This is a genomic window from Clostridium sp. SHJSY1 (assembly GCF_031626875.1).
GTDB lineage: Bacteria > Bacillota > Clostridia > Clostridiales > Clostridiaceae > Clostridium.
The window spans coordinates 27,290-42,954 of record NZ_JANDMF010000046.1; the positions used below are offsets into that span (position 1 = coordinate 27,290).

The following is a 15,665-nucleotide window of genomic DNA, read 5'->3' on the forward strand; positions in this document are numbered from 1 at the left end:
ACATATTCAATTTTCTATTGTTATTTTAATAATATAGAGGAGGTAAATATTAAATCTATCACAGTAACTGTTAATAATATAAAACTAATTATTATGCTAATTCTCTTTTGAAAATATTTATCTAATACTTTATATATAAACGAATGCCCCCACTTTACTATAATTAAACCAAAAAATCCAAAAGCTAAAGAACTTATTAAACTTATTCTTCCCTGAAGATTATATATCCAAGTACTATAATCCCACCAAACTCTATGAAATAATTTTTCCATCATCCATGAAGTAAAAAATTCTAGAATACCTATTACAATTGTACTTCCCAAAAAGATAGTAAATAAATCATAATCTCCTCTATAATACAGAAATAATATTAGTAGTGCTCCTACCCCATATATAATACAAACTGGTATATGTAAAAAACCTATTTCACGTAATTCTCCATTAAAAACTAATGTGAATATTTTTTCCCATACCCAACCTAAGAGACTATATATCATAAAATATAAATAAATCTTTCCAAATTCATTTAAATTCAACTCTCTTCTCTCGTGTCCATCCATACTCTTTGTTATTTTCATTATGTTGCTAGAGACATACTTTCCATTAACCCCAATAATAGTTACCATCTCCTATTCTATAAATCAGTTCTTACTAGATATTTTTGCCCTTATAAATTATTGTAACCAACATTTTAAAAATCAATTCATAGATAAATAATAAAAAGATTTCTCCCATTACCTTAATAGGTTATTAGAGAAATCTTCTAGTTCATTATTAAATCAATCTATATTAATAATTTTATCTAACATTATTTCTTCTCCTTCATTTTCATAAGTTGTATCATAGTCTCCATCAGATTTTTCAATAGTTTCTTTCAACTTCATTTTGTTTCTATATATAATTATCCTTAAACTTTTGCTCTCCTTTGGTACTGAGCCAAAATAAATTGTTTGTTTATTTTCATCAGAAATTTTCCCACTATCACAATGAATTTCTGTATTATTATCATCAATTACTCTTACTCCATAGAATTTTTTATCAGGATTTGTATTAACAATTGTCATCTGAAATGGAGTAATTGTGATTGAATTCAATATGAATCCATTATCTTCTCTTTCATTAATCTCTATATTTTTACTTATAGATTTATTTACTTTAACAGGGATTTTAAATGCCCAAGTTCCAGTAAAATTTTGATCCTTATCCTCTTCTTTTAATGCACTTGTTCCTATTGAAGTAAATTTAATTAAAAAATCGAATTCATTAGGAACTTCTTTCTCCAGAGAATTAAGATGGTATGTTTTCATTCCAATAAAAGTATTATCATCTACAAACTTACCTTCTAAACCCACAAGTCCATTGCCTTCTAGCTCCTTATTTGAAAAACTAACTTTATTATAAGCTTCTTTAGTTATTAATTGATTCATATCTAATGGTTTATCGTCCCATGAAGTATATTTAAATGGCTTTTCACTTTCTACTTTATAGGTAACATATAACCCCTCACCATCACATAAAATCTCTGATAATGTTACTTTTACCCCATTACTTTCTACTGTTTCATTTATAGCTGTAGCATATTCAGAATAATTCCCTGTAAAATGAATATTCTTTTCTATTGATTCAAAAACACCTCCTAATATGGGCATTTTTGATGCTACTGCTGGATTTGTAATTCCAAATGTAAAAAATCCTATAATAATAGCTGCTATACTGGAAACAACAATTTTTCTTTTTCTATATTTTATTACTTTAATTTCTGTTGAAGCTCTTTCAATACCCTTATCTATAGCTCTATCAAGACCTTCACTAATTTCTATATTCAAAAACTCATTATTAATCACTTATATAATCCTCCTTCAAAATCTTACTTAGGCTATCTTTTGCTCTTCTTAAATAAGTTTTAACTGTATTTTCAGGAGTTTCCATTATCTTTGAAATATTTTCTATAGTCATGTCATTAAAATACTTTAGTATAATTACCGTTTTATAGTTATCTCTTAATAAATCTATAGCATTATATAAATCTAACTTTTCATCAATGGATATATTACTCTCCACAATTCCAATCCTTACATTATCATCTAACCCAATTATTGACTTATTTCTATTCATAAAATCTAATGCACAATTTATAACTATCCTAGTTATCCATGTTTTAAAATACTCTGGTTTCTTTAACTTCCTAATATTCAACATAGCTCTATAGGAACATTCTTGAATTATTTCTAAAGCATCATCCTCATTTTTTACATAACTATATGCTATTTTATATAAATAAATCTTATGCTCCTTAATAATTTCCCCAAAACTTTGTCTATCTCCAGATATAGCTTTCTTTATAAGATAACTCTCCTTATTCTTTTTAAAATTAATAATGTTTTTCAATGTAGCCACGCCTTCCCACTTATCCCCTAGTCATTAAAATATTAAACATCGATGTTCTGTATATTAGACTGATACCAGCTTAATAAAGTTTCAATTTTTTAAATTAATTTTATCATTATATAGAAATAATAAAAAATCCCTCATAGCATCTATGCCATAAAGGATTAAATTATATCTCTTATTATGATTTAAGTGGATTAAGCTTCATATAACTACTATACTGATAAGGATAAAATTCCTTTAAATGCTGTAAATAGCTTGTCCATTGAAAAGTTAATGCCTTATACACCCTAACCACATCTCCTTTAAGGTGTCCACAGTCTTCTTTTGTTAATTCTTTATATCTTACAAGTACAATTTCATCCCTTAAATGTACCAAAGCAATAAGTAAATCAGCAAAAGTTTCATGCTCTAAAATATTTTCATTACTTATTAAGCTAGCTAAAATATCCCTGTTCTCAACCACAAGATTTTTCAACTGATTATAGTCAATCTTTTCAAAATCTATATCATGATCATATTCTCTTAACCAATTATTGCATAATTTTAAATCATTAAAATCTAGTTTTTCTTTTTTTATTTTCTCATCTCCAGCTACTATAACCTTTAACAGCTTGTATCCTATATCACTGAAAAAAAGTCCAACTAACATATTAAGTTTACTTAATCGTTCACTATATCTACGTCTCTCTGCAAGCTTGTCAAACAATACAGTTACAGCAAGAATATTTATTGGAATAAAACAAATGTTCATTACAGAATAATATATAGTATTTTCAAGTTGTCCAAAAACTTCATAATGGATAAAGAACATGCCCAATGATAAAATGATTAAAATAATAGAAACAAATAGATAGTGCTTTAAATTTTTCATATGTACTCCTTTTGAATGTTTATTAAATTATCACTACCATTTTAATCTATTATGCCAATTTATCCAATCATACTCTTCATTAAATTGCCATGTATTTCTTCATCTTTAATCATTTCTTTAATATCTGGAATTTTTTTGATATATTTGAATAGGACACAGCCCTATTAAACTCTCCTTTGGAAAGTATATTTAAAATAAATTTCAAACACATACCTATTACTAAAAAAGATAACCTCTTCTTTGGCATTAAATCTTCACCTGTATATTTTTTAATAATACTTGCAGGCCTTCCTTTATCTGCTGCAACTCTTAAAATCATTTCATTCATATTTATTGGTTTTACCATATAGTCATCTGACCCTAAAATAAATGCTTTTTCCTTATCTTCAAAATTTTCTTTAGCTGTAACTATTAATACAGGAATATTACAATTACTCTCCCTTAAGCTTTTAGTCAATTCAAAAACATCTAAACTAGGCATCTAAATCTACTTGCTGACTTTCTAAAACATCTAATGCTTTGTTTCCATCTTCAGCTTGTATTACTTCATCCCCCTCTTGTTCCAATCTAGCAGCCATAAGCTTTCTTATATTTTTGCTATCCTCTACTACTAACACCCTAAACATCCTAAGTTCACCATCCTCTATTTAGATATTACCATATGGTAATAAAATATGAACTACTCAATGTTTAGCAAATCTTTCACATCACTTTCCTTTTGAAAAAGAAGACATCCCCCATCATGTTCCCCAACTAACATTCCAGTTTCATTAAGCTTTCTAAATAATGGTGATTTTAAGGTTTCTCTCAAGCTAGTATTACCTATATTAGTATCTGAATATGGTGAAAATGGACATGGTTCCGCTGATCCATCTACATTTATATGGAAGAATCCTCTACCTGCAGCTAAACATCCTTCTAAATATTTTTCATCCCCAGGGAATGATATAAAAATAGAATCTTTATATTCTTCTCTAAGCTTTTGCTGTTCTACCTCTAATATGTTCCTCTCATTATCTGTAGGTGCTAAATGTTGAGTTCCTTCAGTTACTGGAACATATTCTACAAATATTAATACCCTACAACCTTTTTTATATAAGTTATCAAAGAAAGTTCTACTAGTCACTGTATTAATATTTTCTTTAGTTACTGTTACAGATGCCCCATATAATATTCCTTTTTTATTTAGACTATCCATTAGATTAATTAAAGCATCATAAGTTCCTTCTCCACGCCTATTGTCAGTTTGATTTTTATCTCCTTCAATACTAAGCATAGGAATAAGATTTCTGTTTTTATCAAATAAACTTATATAATTTTCATCAAAGATTGTTCCATTTGTGAATATGGGAAACATAATATCCTTTACTTTTGCTGCCTTTTCTATTACATCTTTTCTCATTAAAGGTTCTCCACCTAAAAGAACTATAAAAGGTATTCCTATCTCTTTTGCTTCATTAAATATTTCTCCCCATCTATCACTAGATAATTGTTTCTTTTGAAGCCCTTCCCCACAGGATTTATTTGCCCTTGCATAACACCCTTTACAAAACAAATTACAACTACTAGTTATGCTTGAAATTAAGAATACTGGGACATTTTCACCCTTTTCTTGAAAAGCATCTCTTTTCTTTTTTGCCTCCTTAACAGACAAAGAATACTTTAATATAAACTTAGTTTCTTTAGGATTTTTTAAAGAGGCTTTAATTACACCTTTCACCATATTCTCAATGCCACTACTCATATACTCAGCTAAATTAAAATTACTTTCCATTCCTACTCTCCCCATAAAAATTATTATTTCACAATACTTCTAGCAAATTTTCTTGCAAGATTTAAATCATCTGCATTTGGTCTTCCTCTATGAAGCATCTTAAATTCTCCTCTGCAATGGAACTCATTATCATAAACATAAATATTTTTGGCCTCTAATAATTTTTTTATATCTCCATAAGCTGATTTTGCAATTGATGCTGTACTAAATATGGCAACTTTTTTAACTGAATTATCCAAATTATTTATAAAACTCTTAAGTTCATTATCTACTCCAGACCAATATAAAGCTCCTCCTAAAAATAAAATATCAGTTTTACCTAAAAGCTTGTCTGTAATGTCTCTAGCTATTACTTCAACTTCTTCTCCAATAGCATCTGCAACCTTCTTTGTATTTCCTGACCTTGAATAATATCTAATTTCTATTTTCATTATAACAACTCCTATATATATATTGTGAAGTTATTATAAAATTTCAATATGACCTAAATATGACCCAAAAAATAGCAGCAAACTAAAACTTAGTTTAAACTGCTAAATATATCCAACTTAATTCTAAACCTTTTCTCTTGCTTATTATATGGGCTTAAATACCATTTGCTACTTAAACTGGATCATCAAAAACTTTTTTACAATATACTAATCAGTCTTTCTAATAAAAAGTTTATTATACTCATAGATTTTAAGTCAAAACTAAATATAAAAAAGTTAGGAGAGCCCCTTAGTTTTTATCATCTCCTAACTTTAAATAATTCTATTAAAAGGTAATTATTTAAGAATCTAATTCTGTTTTTAAATTCTTATTTTTCTTCACTAAGTTTTTTTAGCTTATTTTGAACTAGCCACAATTTCTTTTGCTTTCTATTATAAGCTACTAATCTGTTTTTATTGTTTCTATTTTCATCAATTAATCTTATATATTCTGCATCAGCTATTTTTAATGCATCCTCGATTACTAAAAGTTCATCTTTACTAAACATAATTTTCCTCCAGGTTATTTACTAAGTTTTCTTTATTATATACTTATTTAGAACTATTTTATAGCCAATATAGTAAACTGTCCTGAATTATTATCATTTGTCCACTCTGGATGTTCATCAAATTGTTTCAACTTAAATCCAACTTGAAGAATTGAATTTATAATCTCACTTAATGTATATATTTTCAAATAATCAAAAGTAATTCTTTCTTGTCCATTTTTATCACAATAATTTTTATTTTCTACATCACCTTTATACAATTCTTTATCAATATAAGATTCTTTTATAAGATATTTTTCTGAATCAGCCTGTTCTATTGGACGAAAATCCTCTAACGCAATTCTCCCCCCATTTTTCAGCAAAGGATAAAGAATCTCCATAAACTTATTAATATCATTGAAATAATGTAATACTCTAACTTCTAAATAAAGTATATCAAAATATTCTTTATATTTATTTAAATTAATACCAAATATATATTGTACTATATATTCAATTGATATATTTGCATATTTGGCTAATTTCAACGCATGTCTTTTTTTTTCTTCTGATAACTCAAATTTAGTAATATCTGCCCCCATTAATGCTAATGGATTTGTTTTCTTACCATCATATTCACAAATAATAGCTACTCTATTTCCTTCTAAATTATTAAAATACTCCTTATAATCCCAATTCTCTTCATTTATTCCAATTTGATTATTCATCTTTTTACCCTCTTACACCTTGCAAATCCCATTTTCACGTTTGAATATTTTTACAATACAGTATATTTTATCATTTTTTATGTATAAAATAAAGGACTCTATTATCTTTTTCATAATAAAAAGTCCTTTATAAATTTAATTACTATTTAAATGCATCTATAGCTGTTGAAAATTTCAATACATTATTTGATACTTTAATAGTTGCTCCTAGTGGATATTTATCTGGAAGAACACTTGAATTGGCCTCTGGTTCCCAATAAAACACACCTAATCCTTTTCCATTTGGAACAGCCTTTACTTTGCTTATTACTGCTTTAACCATGTTATATGTGTTCTGAGGATCAGTTTCAAGTCCTCCAACTTCACAAATCATAACCTCTTTACCATATCTAGATACCATATCATTTAAATTTTTACCCAAAGCATCAATATTTTTAGTATAATCAACTCCATTCCAATATGGATAATATGACATTCCTATTACATCATACTTTGCTCCTGCTTTCTTAAGACTATCGAATACACTTCTATAAAGGCTATTATCAGCTCCATTAGATAAATGAATTATAGCTTTTGAAGATGGACTTACAGCTTTAATAGCATCATATCCTTGATTTATTAGCTGAGCCCAGTTACTATAATTTGAAGTACTTGCTGTAGGCCATAGCATTCCTGAATTTGTTTCATTGCCTATTTGTACCCACTCTGGAGTTACTCCAGCATTTTTTAAAGCATTCATAACATAATATGTATGACTATACACATCAGTTTTTAATTGATTAAAATCATGATTAGCCCATTCTGCTGGCTTATCTTGATAAGCTGGATCTGCGAAATGATCACTATAATGGAAATCTATCATAACCTTCATTCCAAGTACTTTTGCACGTTTAGCCATATAGACTACTCCAGTTGTATCACCATAACCTAACAAACAAGTTGATCCATCATTTTTAGTCCACTGAAAACTTGATGGAGGATTAACAAATACCCTTAACCTTACAGAGTTAATCCCATGATCTTTTAAAATTTGGAGAGCATCTTGTTGAACTCCGGAATCATTTTGCCACTTTACCCCTTTATTCTCTAATTGATTTAACCAGCCAATATCAGCCCCTTTTGCAAAAGTTGCAGCTTGTACAGTTGTTGATGTTGCCCCAATACCTATACAGCCTACTAAAATTGCTAATCCAAGAGTTCCTGTTATAATTCTTCTAATACTTTTTTTAAACATATTCTTTCCTCCTAAAATATACTTAATTTATAATATAGCGAGTCAATAATATATTAAATTTCTTCTACAATAACTTGTTCAAGTAATTCATTAACTATATATTCCTTTACACACCCAGTTTCCTTTTCTACAGCATTTGCTGTGCCACATGCTGATGCTAATTTTAGTGTTTCTTCTATTCCATATCCTCTCTCTAGTGCAACTGCTATTCCTGCTACATATGAATCTCCAGAACCAACTGGATTAACAACTTGGATTTTAGGGAATGTTACTTTATAGAACTTTCCTTCATATCCAACTATTGAGCCTTCCCCTCCTAATGATATTGCAACAAGTTTTATCCCACCTTTTTGAAACTCCTTTATTTCCTTTATTGCATCTTCTACACATGTGATTTTTCTTCCTGTTAATGATTCTATTTCATCTCTATTAGGTTTAATAAAATATGGTTTACCTTTAATTCCTTCTTTTAAAAGTTCTCCACTACTATCTAATAAGAACTTTTTACCCTTAGAATTAGCCATTTCTATTAACTTCTTATATATATCAACAGGAATATTTCTTGGAGCACTCCCTGATGCTACAACTATGCTAGCCTTGGAAAGTAGATCATTATACTTTTCTAAGAATTTTCTTTGCTCTTCTATACTTACTTCTGGCCCTGGTTCTAGTATTTCTGTTTGTACAATCTCATCTGTTATAAAAGCTAAACATTCTCTTGTCTCTCCTTTTATTTTTATAAAATCTCCTTTTATGCCATAACTCTTAAGCTTTTCTTTTATAAATTCCCCACTCTTTCCACCAAGAAATCCTGTGGCTATACAATCTTCTTTTAATAAGGTTGTTACATTAGCCACATGTAACCCTTTACCTCCAGGGGTGTTTTCAACAGTCCTTGCTCGTATTACTTGACCTTTTTTTATATCCTTAATTTCATATCTTTTGTCTACTGATGCATTCAAATTTATAACTAATATCATAATTTTTCTCCTTTTATGGATTAAACTCACTAATCAATAAAATATTTATATCTTCGCTAATATTCTTATTTTTATAACGGCGTAGATTTTATATTTTTAATATCTATTTGCACTTCCACATATAGCAATCTTATGTTTTACTATTTTCTTCATAGCTTCCTTCCCTGGAGTCATATATTTTCTAGGATCATTTTCTTTTGGATTTTCTTTAAAAAATTCCTTTACAGCATCTGAAAATGGAATCTTTAAATCAGTTGCAACATTAACCTTACATATTCCAAGTGATATAGCTTTCTTAACTAAATCATCTGGGACATCTGATGCTCCATGAAGTACTAATGGTACATTAACTTTATTTCTTATTTCTTTTAATCTTTCAAAGTCAAGTTTTGGTTCTCCTTTATATAATCCATGAGCTGTTCCTATTGCAACAGCTAATGAATCTACCCCTGTTCTCTTTACAAACTCTTCAGCATCATTTGGATCTGTATACATAGTATCTTTTTCATCTACAACTAAATCATCTTCTCTTCCTCCAAGCTTTCCAAGTTCTGCTTCTACAACTGCATCATGTTTATGAGCATATTCTACAACATCCTTAACAATTGCTATATTTTCCTCAAAAGGCTTCTTTGAAGCATCTATCATACAAGATCTAAATCCTATATCTATATCTCTTTTAATTGCATTCACGTCCTCAAAATGATCTAAATGTATAGCTATTGGCACCTCATATTTACTGGCTGCTACCTCTGCCATAGCTTTCACATAATCTGGACCTGCATACTCTTCTATTGTTGATGGAGTCCCAGCTATTATAACTGGAGATTTCATTTCCATTGCAGTTTCAACAACTACTTGAAGTGTCTCTAAATTGTGAATATTAAATGCTGGCACTGCATAACCTTCTCTTTGTGCTTTTAAAAGCATCTCTCTTGTTGATAATATCATCCTTGTCACTCCTTAATATTCAATTTCCTTTGGATCTATTAATTCTTTAGTCTCAGCAACCTTTTTATACCAATATGCACTTTTCTTTGGATACCTCTTTTGATCCTTATAATCTACATAAAATAACCCATAACGTTTGTTGTATCCATTTGACCAAGATAACACATCCATCAATGACCAAATATAATATCCTTTAACAACAACACCTTCATTTATAGCTTTTAATATATATTCAAAGTGTTTCTTAACATATTCAATACGTGGAGTATCATCTATTTTTCCATCTATAAAATCATCCTTATATCCCATTCCATTTTCAGCTATATATATCTTTTTATAGTTAGGATAATCTCTCTTTATTCTGAGTAAACTTTCATAAAGGCCTTGTGGGTATATTGGCCAATCCCAATCAGTAGTTTCAACTTCTGGATTTGTAACACGTGCACCTATACCTTTTAGGGCAAATATGCTTGTTCCTTTTTTACCAGTTCCATTATGATAAATCTGACTTTCTCCATCATAAGCCTTTAAAAAATGACTAGAGTAATAATTCATTCCTAAAAAATCTATCTTCTCAGCAGCTGATTTAATTACATTCATATCTCCATCAAATATGATAAGTCTTCCATCATTTTTAGAAAGTATTCTATTTACTGTTTCTAAAGTTTCTTCTGAATATGTTCCTTTAAAACATGCATCAAGCATAAATTTGTTTGCTAAAGTATCATCTAAATTAGCAGCTCTTTTATCTTCTTCTGAATCAGTTATTGGAACTTTTCCTTCAAGTGTATGCACTATTCCAATTTCTCCATTTAAATTCATACTCTTATATAACTCAACTACCTTTGCATGAGCAACCATCATATTATGCATAACTTGAACAGCTTTCTCTATGTCATACTTTATACTTGGAGGGAAATTGCCAATTATATATCCATTTTGAGCCACTGACCAAGGTTCATTAAATGTTGCCCATTGTTTAACCCTGTCCCCAAAATTATCAAAACACACTTTTGCAAAATTAACAAAATGCTTTATGTTATCTCTATCTAGCCAGTCACCATTTTTAAATAGTTGTAATGGTGTATCAAAATGATGCAATGTTACAAAAGGTTCCACTTTATTTTTTAAACATTCATCAATAAGATCATTATAATATTTGATACCGTTTAGATTAACTTCACCTATGCCATCTGAAATTACCCTACTCCATGATATAGAAATTCTTATTCCATTTACTCCAAATTTATTTGATAATTCAAGATCATCTTTATACTTATGATAAAAATCACTTGCCATATCTCCATTAAATTTACTTTCAGGTCTATTTAAGTATTCATCCCATTCACAAGGACCTCTTCCATCTTCTAATGCTGCCCCTTCAACTTGATATGCTGCTGTTGCTCCACCAAATATAAAATCCTTTTCAAACTTATTCATTACTAACACTACCTCCTATAATTAGTCCCTGATTGTATTTCTATTTATTTATTAAATCTAAAGCAAATTTCAATGCTGCCTCTGAATCTCTAGTTAATTTTACATATTCCTTTCCTGATGTTGTTGCTGATTTAGTTCCCTTTGCATCACAATCACTCTTAAGTTCATCATACATAGATGCCATTTGAGGTGCTAATACAATTAAATCAAAATCTGTTATTTGCTCTTTATGTTGACCATATGCCATAGCTATTGAATCTAAATTCACACCATTCTCTTTTGCACCTTTTGATATTGCTTTTGCTAGCATACTACTTGTAGCACCACTTGCTCATAATACTAATACAGCTAGTTCTTTGTCTGTTTTACTTTCAAAGTTAACTTCTTTTTGAATTGGTTTAACAGTTTCTTCAGGAACTTGGACTACTTCTTCTCCTGAAACCTCTGCTTCTTTCTCAAGTAATTCTTTATCATAAAATTTAAAGAATGGATAGTAAATTACAGTATCTATTACTAATAATAATAGTGCTAATAAAAATGATAATTTTGCAAATCCTGTTCCTAGAATTAATCCTATTGTTCCAGGTGTTGTCCATGGTAAAGTATATATGAATCCATTCATTCCTAAACCATCTATAAAGAATTTAAACAGCCATACATTCACTATTGGTGTAATTATGAAAGGTATAAAGAAAATTGGATTTAATACGATTGGTGCTCCAAATAATATTGGTTCATTTACTGCGAATAATACTGGAATAATAGATGTTCTTCCTACAGCTTTTAACTGCTTTGACTTTGCCATAAATGCACATAATGCTGTAAACATTAAAGTTGCTCCAGTACCTCCAAGAGTTGCTATGAAATATGATGTTCCATGAGTTAAAGCATTTGATGCATGTTCTCCAGCTTGAAATAACTTTAAGTTAGCATCAACATTTGCTATATATATTGCTGTTACTGCTGGTTCTACTATAGATGGTCCATGGATACCAACAAACCAGAACATAGCCATTGCTCCGAAAATTACAGCTAGTCCTAAATATCCATCTGCTGCTGTAAATAGAGGCTTAAACACTTCTAAAATCCAAGCACTGAAGCTCATTCCAGCAAGATTTACAAATACAATATCAGCTAACCAGAAAAATAAAACTGATAAAGCTAGTGGTATTAAATCTGCAAAAGTTTGTGATATGTTATGTGGAACTTCATCAGGCATCTTTATAGTTAAGTTATTTTTCACACACACTTTATATATATTAGGTACCACAAAGGCTACTACAAAGGCTGCTAATAATCCTTTAGTTCCCATATAAGTACTTGAAAATCCACCTTCAATAGAATCTACACTTACTAACAAGAAAGAAATTATAGATACAATCATTACTGATATAGGGTTTATTTGCCTAAGTTTAGGCAATTTATTATTAAAATTATCTGCTAAACTTTTAGCGATTGTAGCTACCATTAAAACAGCTAATATCCCCATTGAGTAGTTATACGCTTTCCAAAGCATATTATTTATATTATCTGGCCAATAAAAATTAAATATATTAGGTACAGAAGCAATCAATATAAAAATACTTGAAAATAGAACAACAGGTATACAACTGATAAATCCATCTCTTATAGCTCTTAAGTATGGATTATTTGAAATTTTTTCAAATACTGGTTTCATCTTTTCAATTAACTTAATTAACTTTCCCATTATAATATCCTCCCTAGGTTTATTTAATAAAAACAACTTGTCAGCTTACTCATCCTATGTTTTTAATGACTTATACTTAATTGCATTTTTTGCTCAATTTCAAGAAACCCTTTACAACGTCCCTTAAAAGCATAACTGTCATTAAATGATCTTGAGCATGTACCATTAGAAATCCAACTTCTATTTTTTCTCCTCTGGCTTCCATTTGAATCATATCAGTTTGCACCTTATGAGCTTCTAATATACATTCATTTCCTTCTTCTATCAGCTTTTCTACCTTTTCAAATTCTCCATCTGTGGCAGCGTTCATTGCCTCTATATATTTTGTTCTTGCATCTCCTGCAAAAGCTACTATTTCAACTGTTGTTAACTCTAATTCTTCTCTAGTCATCTTTAATCATCCTTTCAAACTAATTATTAATCGTGATATTCTCCTCTGTCCCATTTCTCTAAAAATTCATCAAAGAAATGTTCATTTCCAAATTGTCCATCTTTATTTATAGCTATGGAATCTATTTTTTCTATAAGTTTTTTATCTTCTTCTGTTGGTTGGAATTTTGTTTCAATAAAAGCATCTATTATATTTTCCATTAACCCAACACCTGTTATCCTACCTCCAAATGCAATAATATTTGCATTTAAATGTTTTTTAGCATAAATAGCTGTTGATACATCTCTTACTAATGCTGTTCTTGTTCCTACAACTTTAGCTGTAGATGCTGAAATCCCAACGCCTGTCCCACAAAGAACTATTCCTAAATCTGCCTCTTTAGATACAACCTTTTCAGCTGCCCTTTTTCCAAAGATAGCATAATGTGTTCTTACATGATCATAAGTTCCACAATCAATAACTTCATGTCCCTTTTCTGTTAAATACTCTACTATATGAATTTTTCTATCTGTAACTATGTGATCACATGCAACTGCAATTTTCATATTATTTTTCCTCCTATAACATTTTATTTAGCATATCAACTCTTATTTGATGTCTTCCACCTGCATACTCAGACTCTAAATATGAATCTGCTAATGCTTCAGCTAAAGTTTCTCCAATTATTCCTGAGCCCATTGCTATAATTGATGTGTTATTATGACTTCTTGTCATATATGCTGAATGTTCATCAGACACTTCTGCACAAATTATTCCTTTGTGCTTATTAGCTGCCATAAAAGATCCTGCTCCATACTCATCTATAAGTATTCCTCTATCTCCTTCATTAGATAGGATTCCTTTACAAACCCTATCCGCAGAATCAACAAAATCTACTTCATCTTCTGTTTTATCAATTACCTCATATCCCTTCTTTAATAAATATTCTTTTAAATGTCCTTTTAGCTTGATTCCAGCCTTATCTGAACCTATTAAAATTTTCAAATTTATTCCTCCTCTATCTTATTTATTACTTTACAATATCTTGAATACTTCTTCTTTATTTCTGAGTCAATTCCTGAATCTGTTACTAAAGCTGTAACATCTTCTAATTGATATAATGTATAGAAATCTTCTTTTTCAATTTTTGTTGAATCACAAATAACATACCTACTTATTGCATTATTCATAATTATTTTTTGACATACCCCTTCATCTTCATTAGATGTCATTATGTTATTATCTGAAATTCCATTTGCACCTATAAATGCAGACTTAACTCTTATTTTACTCAAAGCATCATTTGCAAAACTTCCAATAAAAGTGCTTGTTTTTGTTCTTAATCTTCCTCCAATTAATATTAATTCAAATCTGTTATCATCTTTAAACTTGTCAAACACACTAAGACAATTTGTTATAATTTTTGCTGAGGAAACATTTAAATAGTCATATATATGTTCACTTGTAGTCCCAGGACCAATATATACTATGTCATTTTCCTTTATCAAACTTGCTGCAATTTTTGCAACTTCAATTTTCTTTTCTATATTTAATGTTCTTTTTTCATTAGGGGACAATTCTTCGAATTTAACATTTTCTTTACTTCTTGCTCCCCCATGAATCCTAACAAGCAAACCTTGTTCTTCTAAAAATTTAAGGTCTCTTCTTAAGGTCATTTCAGTAGCTTCTAATTTTTCTGTTAATTCTGAAACTCTTATTATTCCAAGCTTATTTACTGTTTCTAGAATTATTTGTTGTCTTTCCTCTTTTAACATCTTTACCTCACTTTACTTAACTTTAATTTTTAGTACTATGGAAAAGTAAGTTTATCTCTTCCTTCTATCTTTTTGCTCACTTATGAATGCTTTTGTTTGTTTATTTTCTTTTTTGTTCGATTTTGTTTATATTTTTATTATATATCGTTTTCATTTTCTTGCAACTTACCATTTATTTCATTTAAGCCTAACTATTATCCATTATTCAAATTTATATCTATTTTGCTCCATTTTTCTGCGTTTTTTATATTATTTTTTTATTTAACATAACCATAACTTCTGATATATTATCTTCAAATGTTCATTTCAAACATCTTAAGATAATAATACTAAATTAAATATTCATAAAATTATTGTAATATGGATTTTACTCCTCATTTAGTTTTAGCATATTTGAAAATAAATAAGCCTGAATTATTCATACAAAAATAAAAACCATGCTTAGCATGGCTCGGAACTTACTATTATATAAATTTTTACTTTCA

General features: G+C 29.1%; 19 protein-coding genes and 1 pseudogene. All 20 read right to left on the reverse strand.

The annotated features are described in order from the left end of the window. Positions 1-20 precede the first annotated feature (20 nt). The 20 genes and pseudogenes from NNC19_RS18305 to NNC19_RS18400 all read right to left on the reverse strand — a co-directional run bounded on the left by NNC19_RS18305 (position 21) and on the right by NNC19_RS18400 (position 15,180). Positions 21-578, reverse strand: coding sequence for a putative ABC transporter permease (locus NNC19_RS18305; RefSeq protein WP_310940129.1), 558 nt, complete (start codon positions 576-578; stop codon positions 21-23). A 201-nt stretch (positions 579-779) separates the two neighbouring features. Continuing rightward, positions 780-1,844, reverse strand: a complete 1,065-nt coding sequence (locus NNC19_RS18310; protein WP_310940130.1) for a DUF4179 domain-containing protein — start codon at positions 1,842-1,844, stop codon at positions 780-782. Continuing rightward, a complete protein-coding gene (locus NNC19_RS18315) occupies positions 1,837-2,397 on the reverse strand; it encodes a sigma-70 family RNA polymerase sigma factor (RefSeq protein WP_310940131.1) in 561 nt (186 codons plus the stop codon). The genes NNC19_RS18310 and NNC19_RS18315 overlap by 8 nt, the downstream gene beginning before the upstream one ends. Positions 2,398-2,569: 172 nt before the next feature. After that, positions 2,570-3,262: a hypothetical protein gene (locus tag NNC19_RS18320; protein WP_310940132.1), complete on the reverse strand. Its 693-nt coding sequence runs from the start codon at positions 3,260-3,262 to the stop codon at positions 2,570-2,572. A gap of 109 nt (positions 3,263-3,371) precedes the next feature. Then, positions 3,372-3,743, reverse strand: a complete 372-nt coding sequence (locus NNC19_RS18325) for a response regulator (RefSeq protein ID WP_310940133.1) — start codon at positions 3,741-3,743, stop codon at positions 3,372-3,374. Beyond that, positions 3,736-3,879 carry a hypothetical protein gene (locus tag NNC19_RS18330; RefSeq protein WP_310940134.1) on the reverse strand — a complete coding sequence of 48 codons (144 nt, stop codon included), beginning with the start codon at positions 3,877-3,879 and terminating at the stop codon, positions 3,736-3,738. Before NNC19_RS18330 ends, NNC19_RS18325 begins: the two co-directional genes overlap by 8 nt. 62 nt (positions 3,880-3,941) lie before the next feature. Continuing rightward, positions 3,942-5,036: a radical SAM protein gene (locus NNC19_RS18335; protein ID WP_310940135.1), complete on the reverse strand. Its 1,095-nt coding sequence runs from the start codon at positions 5,034-5,036 to the stop codon at positions 3,942-3,944. Positions 5,037-5,059: 23 nt separating this feature from the next. Then, the gene (locus NNC19_RS18340; protein WP_310940136.1) at positions 5,060-5,467 is read right to left on the reverse strand and encodes a flavodoxin family protein; all 408 of its coding nucleotides are present in this window, start codon (positions 5,465-5,467) and stop codon (positions 5,060-5,062) included. Positions 5,468-5,835: 368 nt separating this feature from the next. Continuing rightward, a complete protein-coding gene (locus tag NNC19_RS18345; protein WP_310940137.1) occupies positions 5,836-6,015 on the reverse strand; it encodes a hypothetical protein in 180 nt (59 codons plus the stop codon). Between the two features lie 53 nt (positions 6,016-6,068). Then, positions 6,069-6,722, reverse strand: a complete 654-nt coding sequence (locus NNC19_RS18350) for a methyltransferase domain-containing protein (protein ID WP_310940138.1) — start codon at positions 6,720-6,722, stop codon at positions 6,069-6,071. A 142-nt stretch (positions 6,723-6,864) separates the two neighbouring features. Further along, positions 6,865-7,956 (reverse strand): glycosyl hydrolase 53 family protein, encoded by a 1,092-nt coding sequence (locus NNC19_RS18355; protein WP_310940139.1) that lies wholly within the window; start codon positions 7,954-7,956, stop codon positions 6,865-6,867. Positions 7,957-8,009: 53 nt separating this feature from the next. Then, positions 8,010-8,936 carry a 1-phosphofructokinase family hexose kinase gene (locus NNC19_RS18360; RefSeq protein WP_310940140.1) on the reverse strand — a complete coding sequence of 309 codons (927 nt, stop codon included), beginning with the start codon at positions 8,934-8,936 and terminating at the stop codon, positions 8,010-8,012. A gap of 96 nt (positions 8,937-9,032) precedes the next feature. Then, a complete protein-coding gene (locus NNC19_RS18365) occupies positions 9,033-9,887 on the reverse strand; it encodes a tagatose bisphosphate family class II aldolase (RefSeq protein WP_310940141.1) in 855 nt (284 codons plus the stop codon). A gap of 12 nt (positions 9,888-9,899) precedes the next feature. Beyond that, positions 9,900-11,327, reverse strand: coding sequence for a 6-phospho-beta-galactosidase (gene lacG, locus NNC19_RS18370; RefSeq protein WP_310940142.1), 1,428 nt, complete (start codon positions 11,325-11,327; stop codon positions 9,900-9,902). A 40-nt stretch (positions 11,328-11,367) separates the two neighbouring features. After that, positions 11,368-11,643: pseudogene (locus NNC19_RS18375) on the reverse strand (PTS lactose transporter subunit IIB); the annotation flags it as partial. Between the two features lie 15 nt (positions 11,644-11,658). Next, the gene (locus NNC19_RS18380) at positions 11,659-13,035 is read right to left on the reverse strand and encodes a PTS transporter subunit EIIC (RefSeq protein WP_310940143.1); all 1,377 of its coding nucleotides are present in this window, start codon (positions 13,033-13,035) and stop codon (positions 11,659-11,661) included. Between the two features lie 76 nt (positions 13,036-13,111). After that, positions 13,112-13,426 (reverse strand): PTS lactose/cellobiose transporter subunit IIA, encoded by a 315-nt coding sequence (locus NNC19_RS18385; RefSeq protein ID WP_310940144.1) that lies wholly within the window; start codon positions 13,424-13,426, stop codon positions 13,112-13,114. 26 nt (positions 13,427-13,452) lie between these two features. Continuing rightward, positions 13,453-13,971 carry a galactose-6-phosphate isomerase subunit LacB gene (gene lacB, locus NNC19_RS18390; protein WP_310940145.1) on the reverse strand — a complete coding sequence of 173 codons (519 nt, stop codon included), beginning with the start codon at positions 13,969-13,971 and terminating at the stop codon, positions 13,453-13,455. Between the two features lie 13 nt (positions 13,972-13,984). Then, positions 13,985-14,410, reverse strand: coding sequence for a galactose-6-phosphate isomerase subunit LacA (gene lacA, locus NNC19_RS18395; RefSeq protein WP_310940146.1), 426 nt, complete (start codon positions 14,408-14,410; stop codon positions 13,985-13,987). Positions 14,411-14,412: 2 nt separating this feature from the next. Next, entirely contained in the window at positions 14,413-15,180 is a 768-nt protein-coding gene (locus NNC19_RS18400; protein ID WP_310940147.1) for a DeoR/GlpR family DNA-binding transcription regulator, read from the reverse strand. Positions 15,181-15,665: the final 485 nt, after the last annotated feature.

Bases quoted from the DNA above. Each gene is read 5' to 3' on its own strand.
- NNC19_RS18340 (WP_310940136.1), bottom strand. From the start codon at position 5,467: ATGAAAATAGAAATTAGATATTATTCAAGGTCAGGAAATACAAAGAAG.
- NNC19_RS18400 (WP_310940147.1), bottom strand. From the start codon at position 15,180: ATGTTAAAAGAGGAAAGACAACAAATAATTCTAGAAACAGTAAATAAG.
- NNC19_RS18325 (WP_310940133.1), bottom strand. From the start codon at position 3,743: ATGCCTAGTTTAGATGTTTTTGAATTGACTAAAAGCTTAAGGGAGAGT.
- NNC19_RS18385 (WP_310940144.1), bottom strand. From the start codon at position 13,426: ATGACTAGAGAAGAATTAGAGTTAACAACAGTTGAAATAGTAGCTTTT.
- NNC19_RS18335 (WP_310940135.1), bottom strand. From the start codon at position 5,036: ATGGAAAGTAATTTTAATTTAGCTGAGTATATGAGTAGTGGCATTGAG.
- lacG (WP_310940142.1), bottom strand. From the start codon at position 11,327: ATGAATAAGTTTGAAAAGGATTTTATATTTGGTGGAGCAACAGCAGCA.
- NNC19_RS18320 (WP_310940132.1), bottom strand. From the start codon at position 3,262: ATGAAAAATTTAAAGCACTATCTATTTGTTTCTATTATTTTAATCATT.
- NNC19_RS18365 (WP_310940141.1), bottom strand. From the start codon at position 9,887: ATGATATTATCAACAAGAGAGATGCTTTTAAAAGCACAAAGAGAAGGT.
- NNC19_RS18380 (WP_310940143.1), bottom strand. From the start codon at position 13,035: ATGGGAAAGTTAATTAAGTTAATTGAAAAGATGAAACCAGTATTTGAA.
- NNC19_RS18360 (WP_310940140.1), bottom strand. From the start codon at position 8,936: ATGATATTAGTTATAAATTTGAATGCATCAGTAGACAAAAGATATGAA.
- NNC19_RS18350 (WP_310940138.1), bottom strand. From the start codon at position 6,722: ATGAATAATCAAATTGGAATAAATGAAGAGAATTGGGATTATAAGGAG.
- NNC19_RS18355 (WP_310940139.1), bottom strand. From the start codon at position 7,956: ATGTTTAAAAAAAGTATTAGAAGAATTATAACAGGAACTCTTGGATTA.
- lacB (WP_310940145.1), bottom strand. From the start codon at position 13,971: ATGAAAATTGCAGTTGCATGTGATCACATAGTTACAGATAGAAAAATT.
- NNC19_RS18305 (WP_310940129.1), bottom strand. From the start codon at position 578: ATGAAAATAACAAAGAGTATGGATGGACACGAGAGAAGAGAGTTGAAT.
- NNC19_RS18345 (WP_310940137.1), bottom strand. From the start codon at position 6,015: ATGTTTAGTAAAGATGAACTTTTAGTAATCGAGGATGCATTAAAAATA.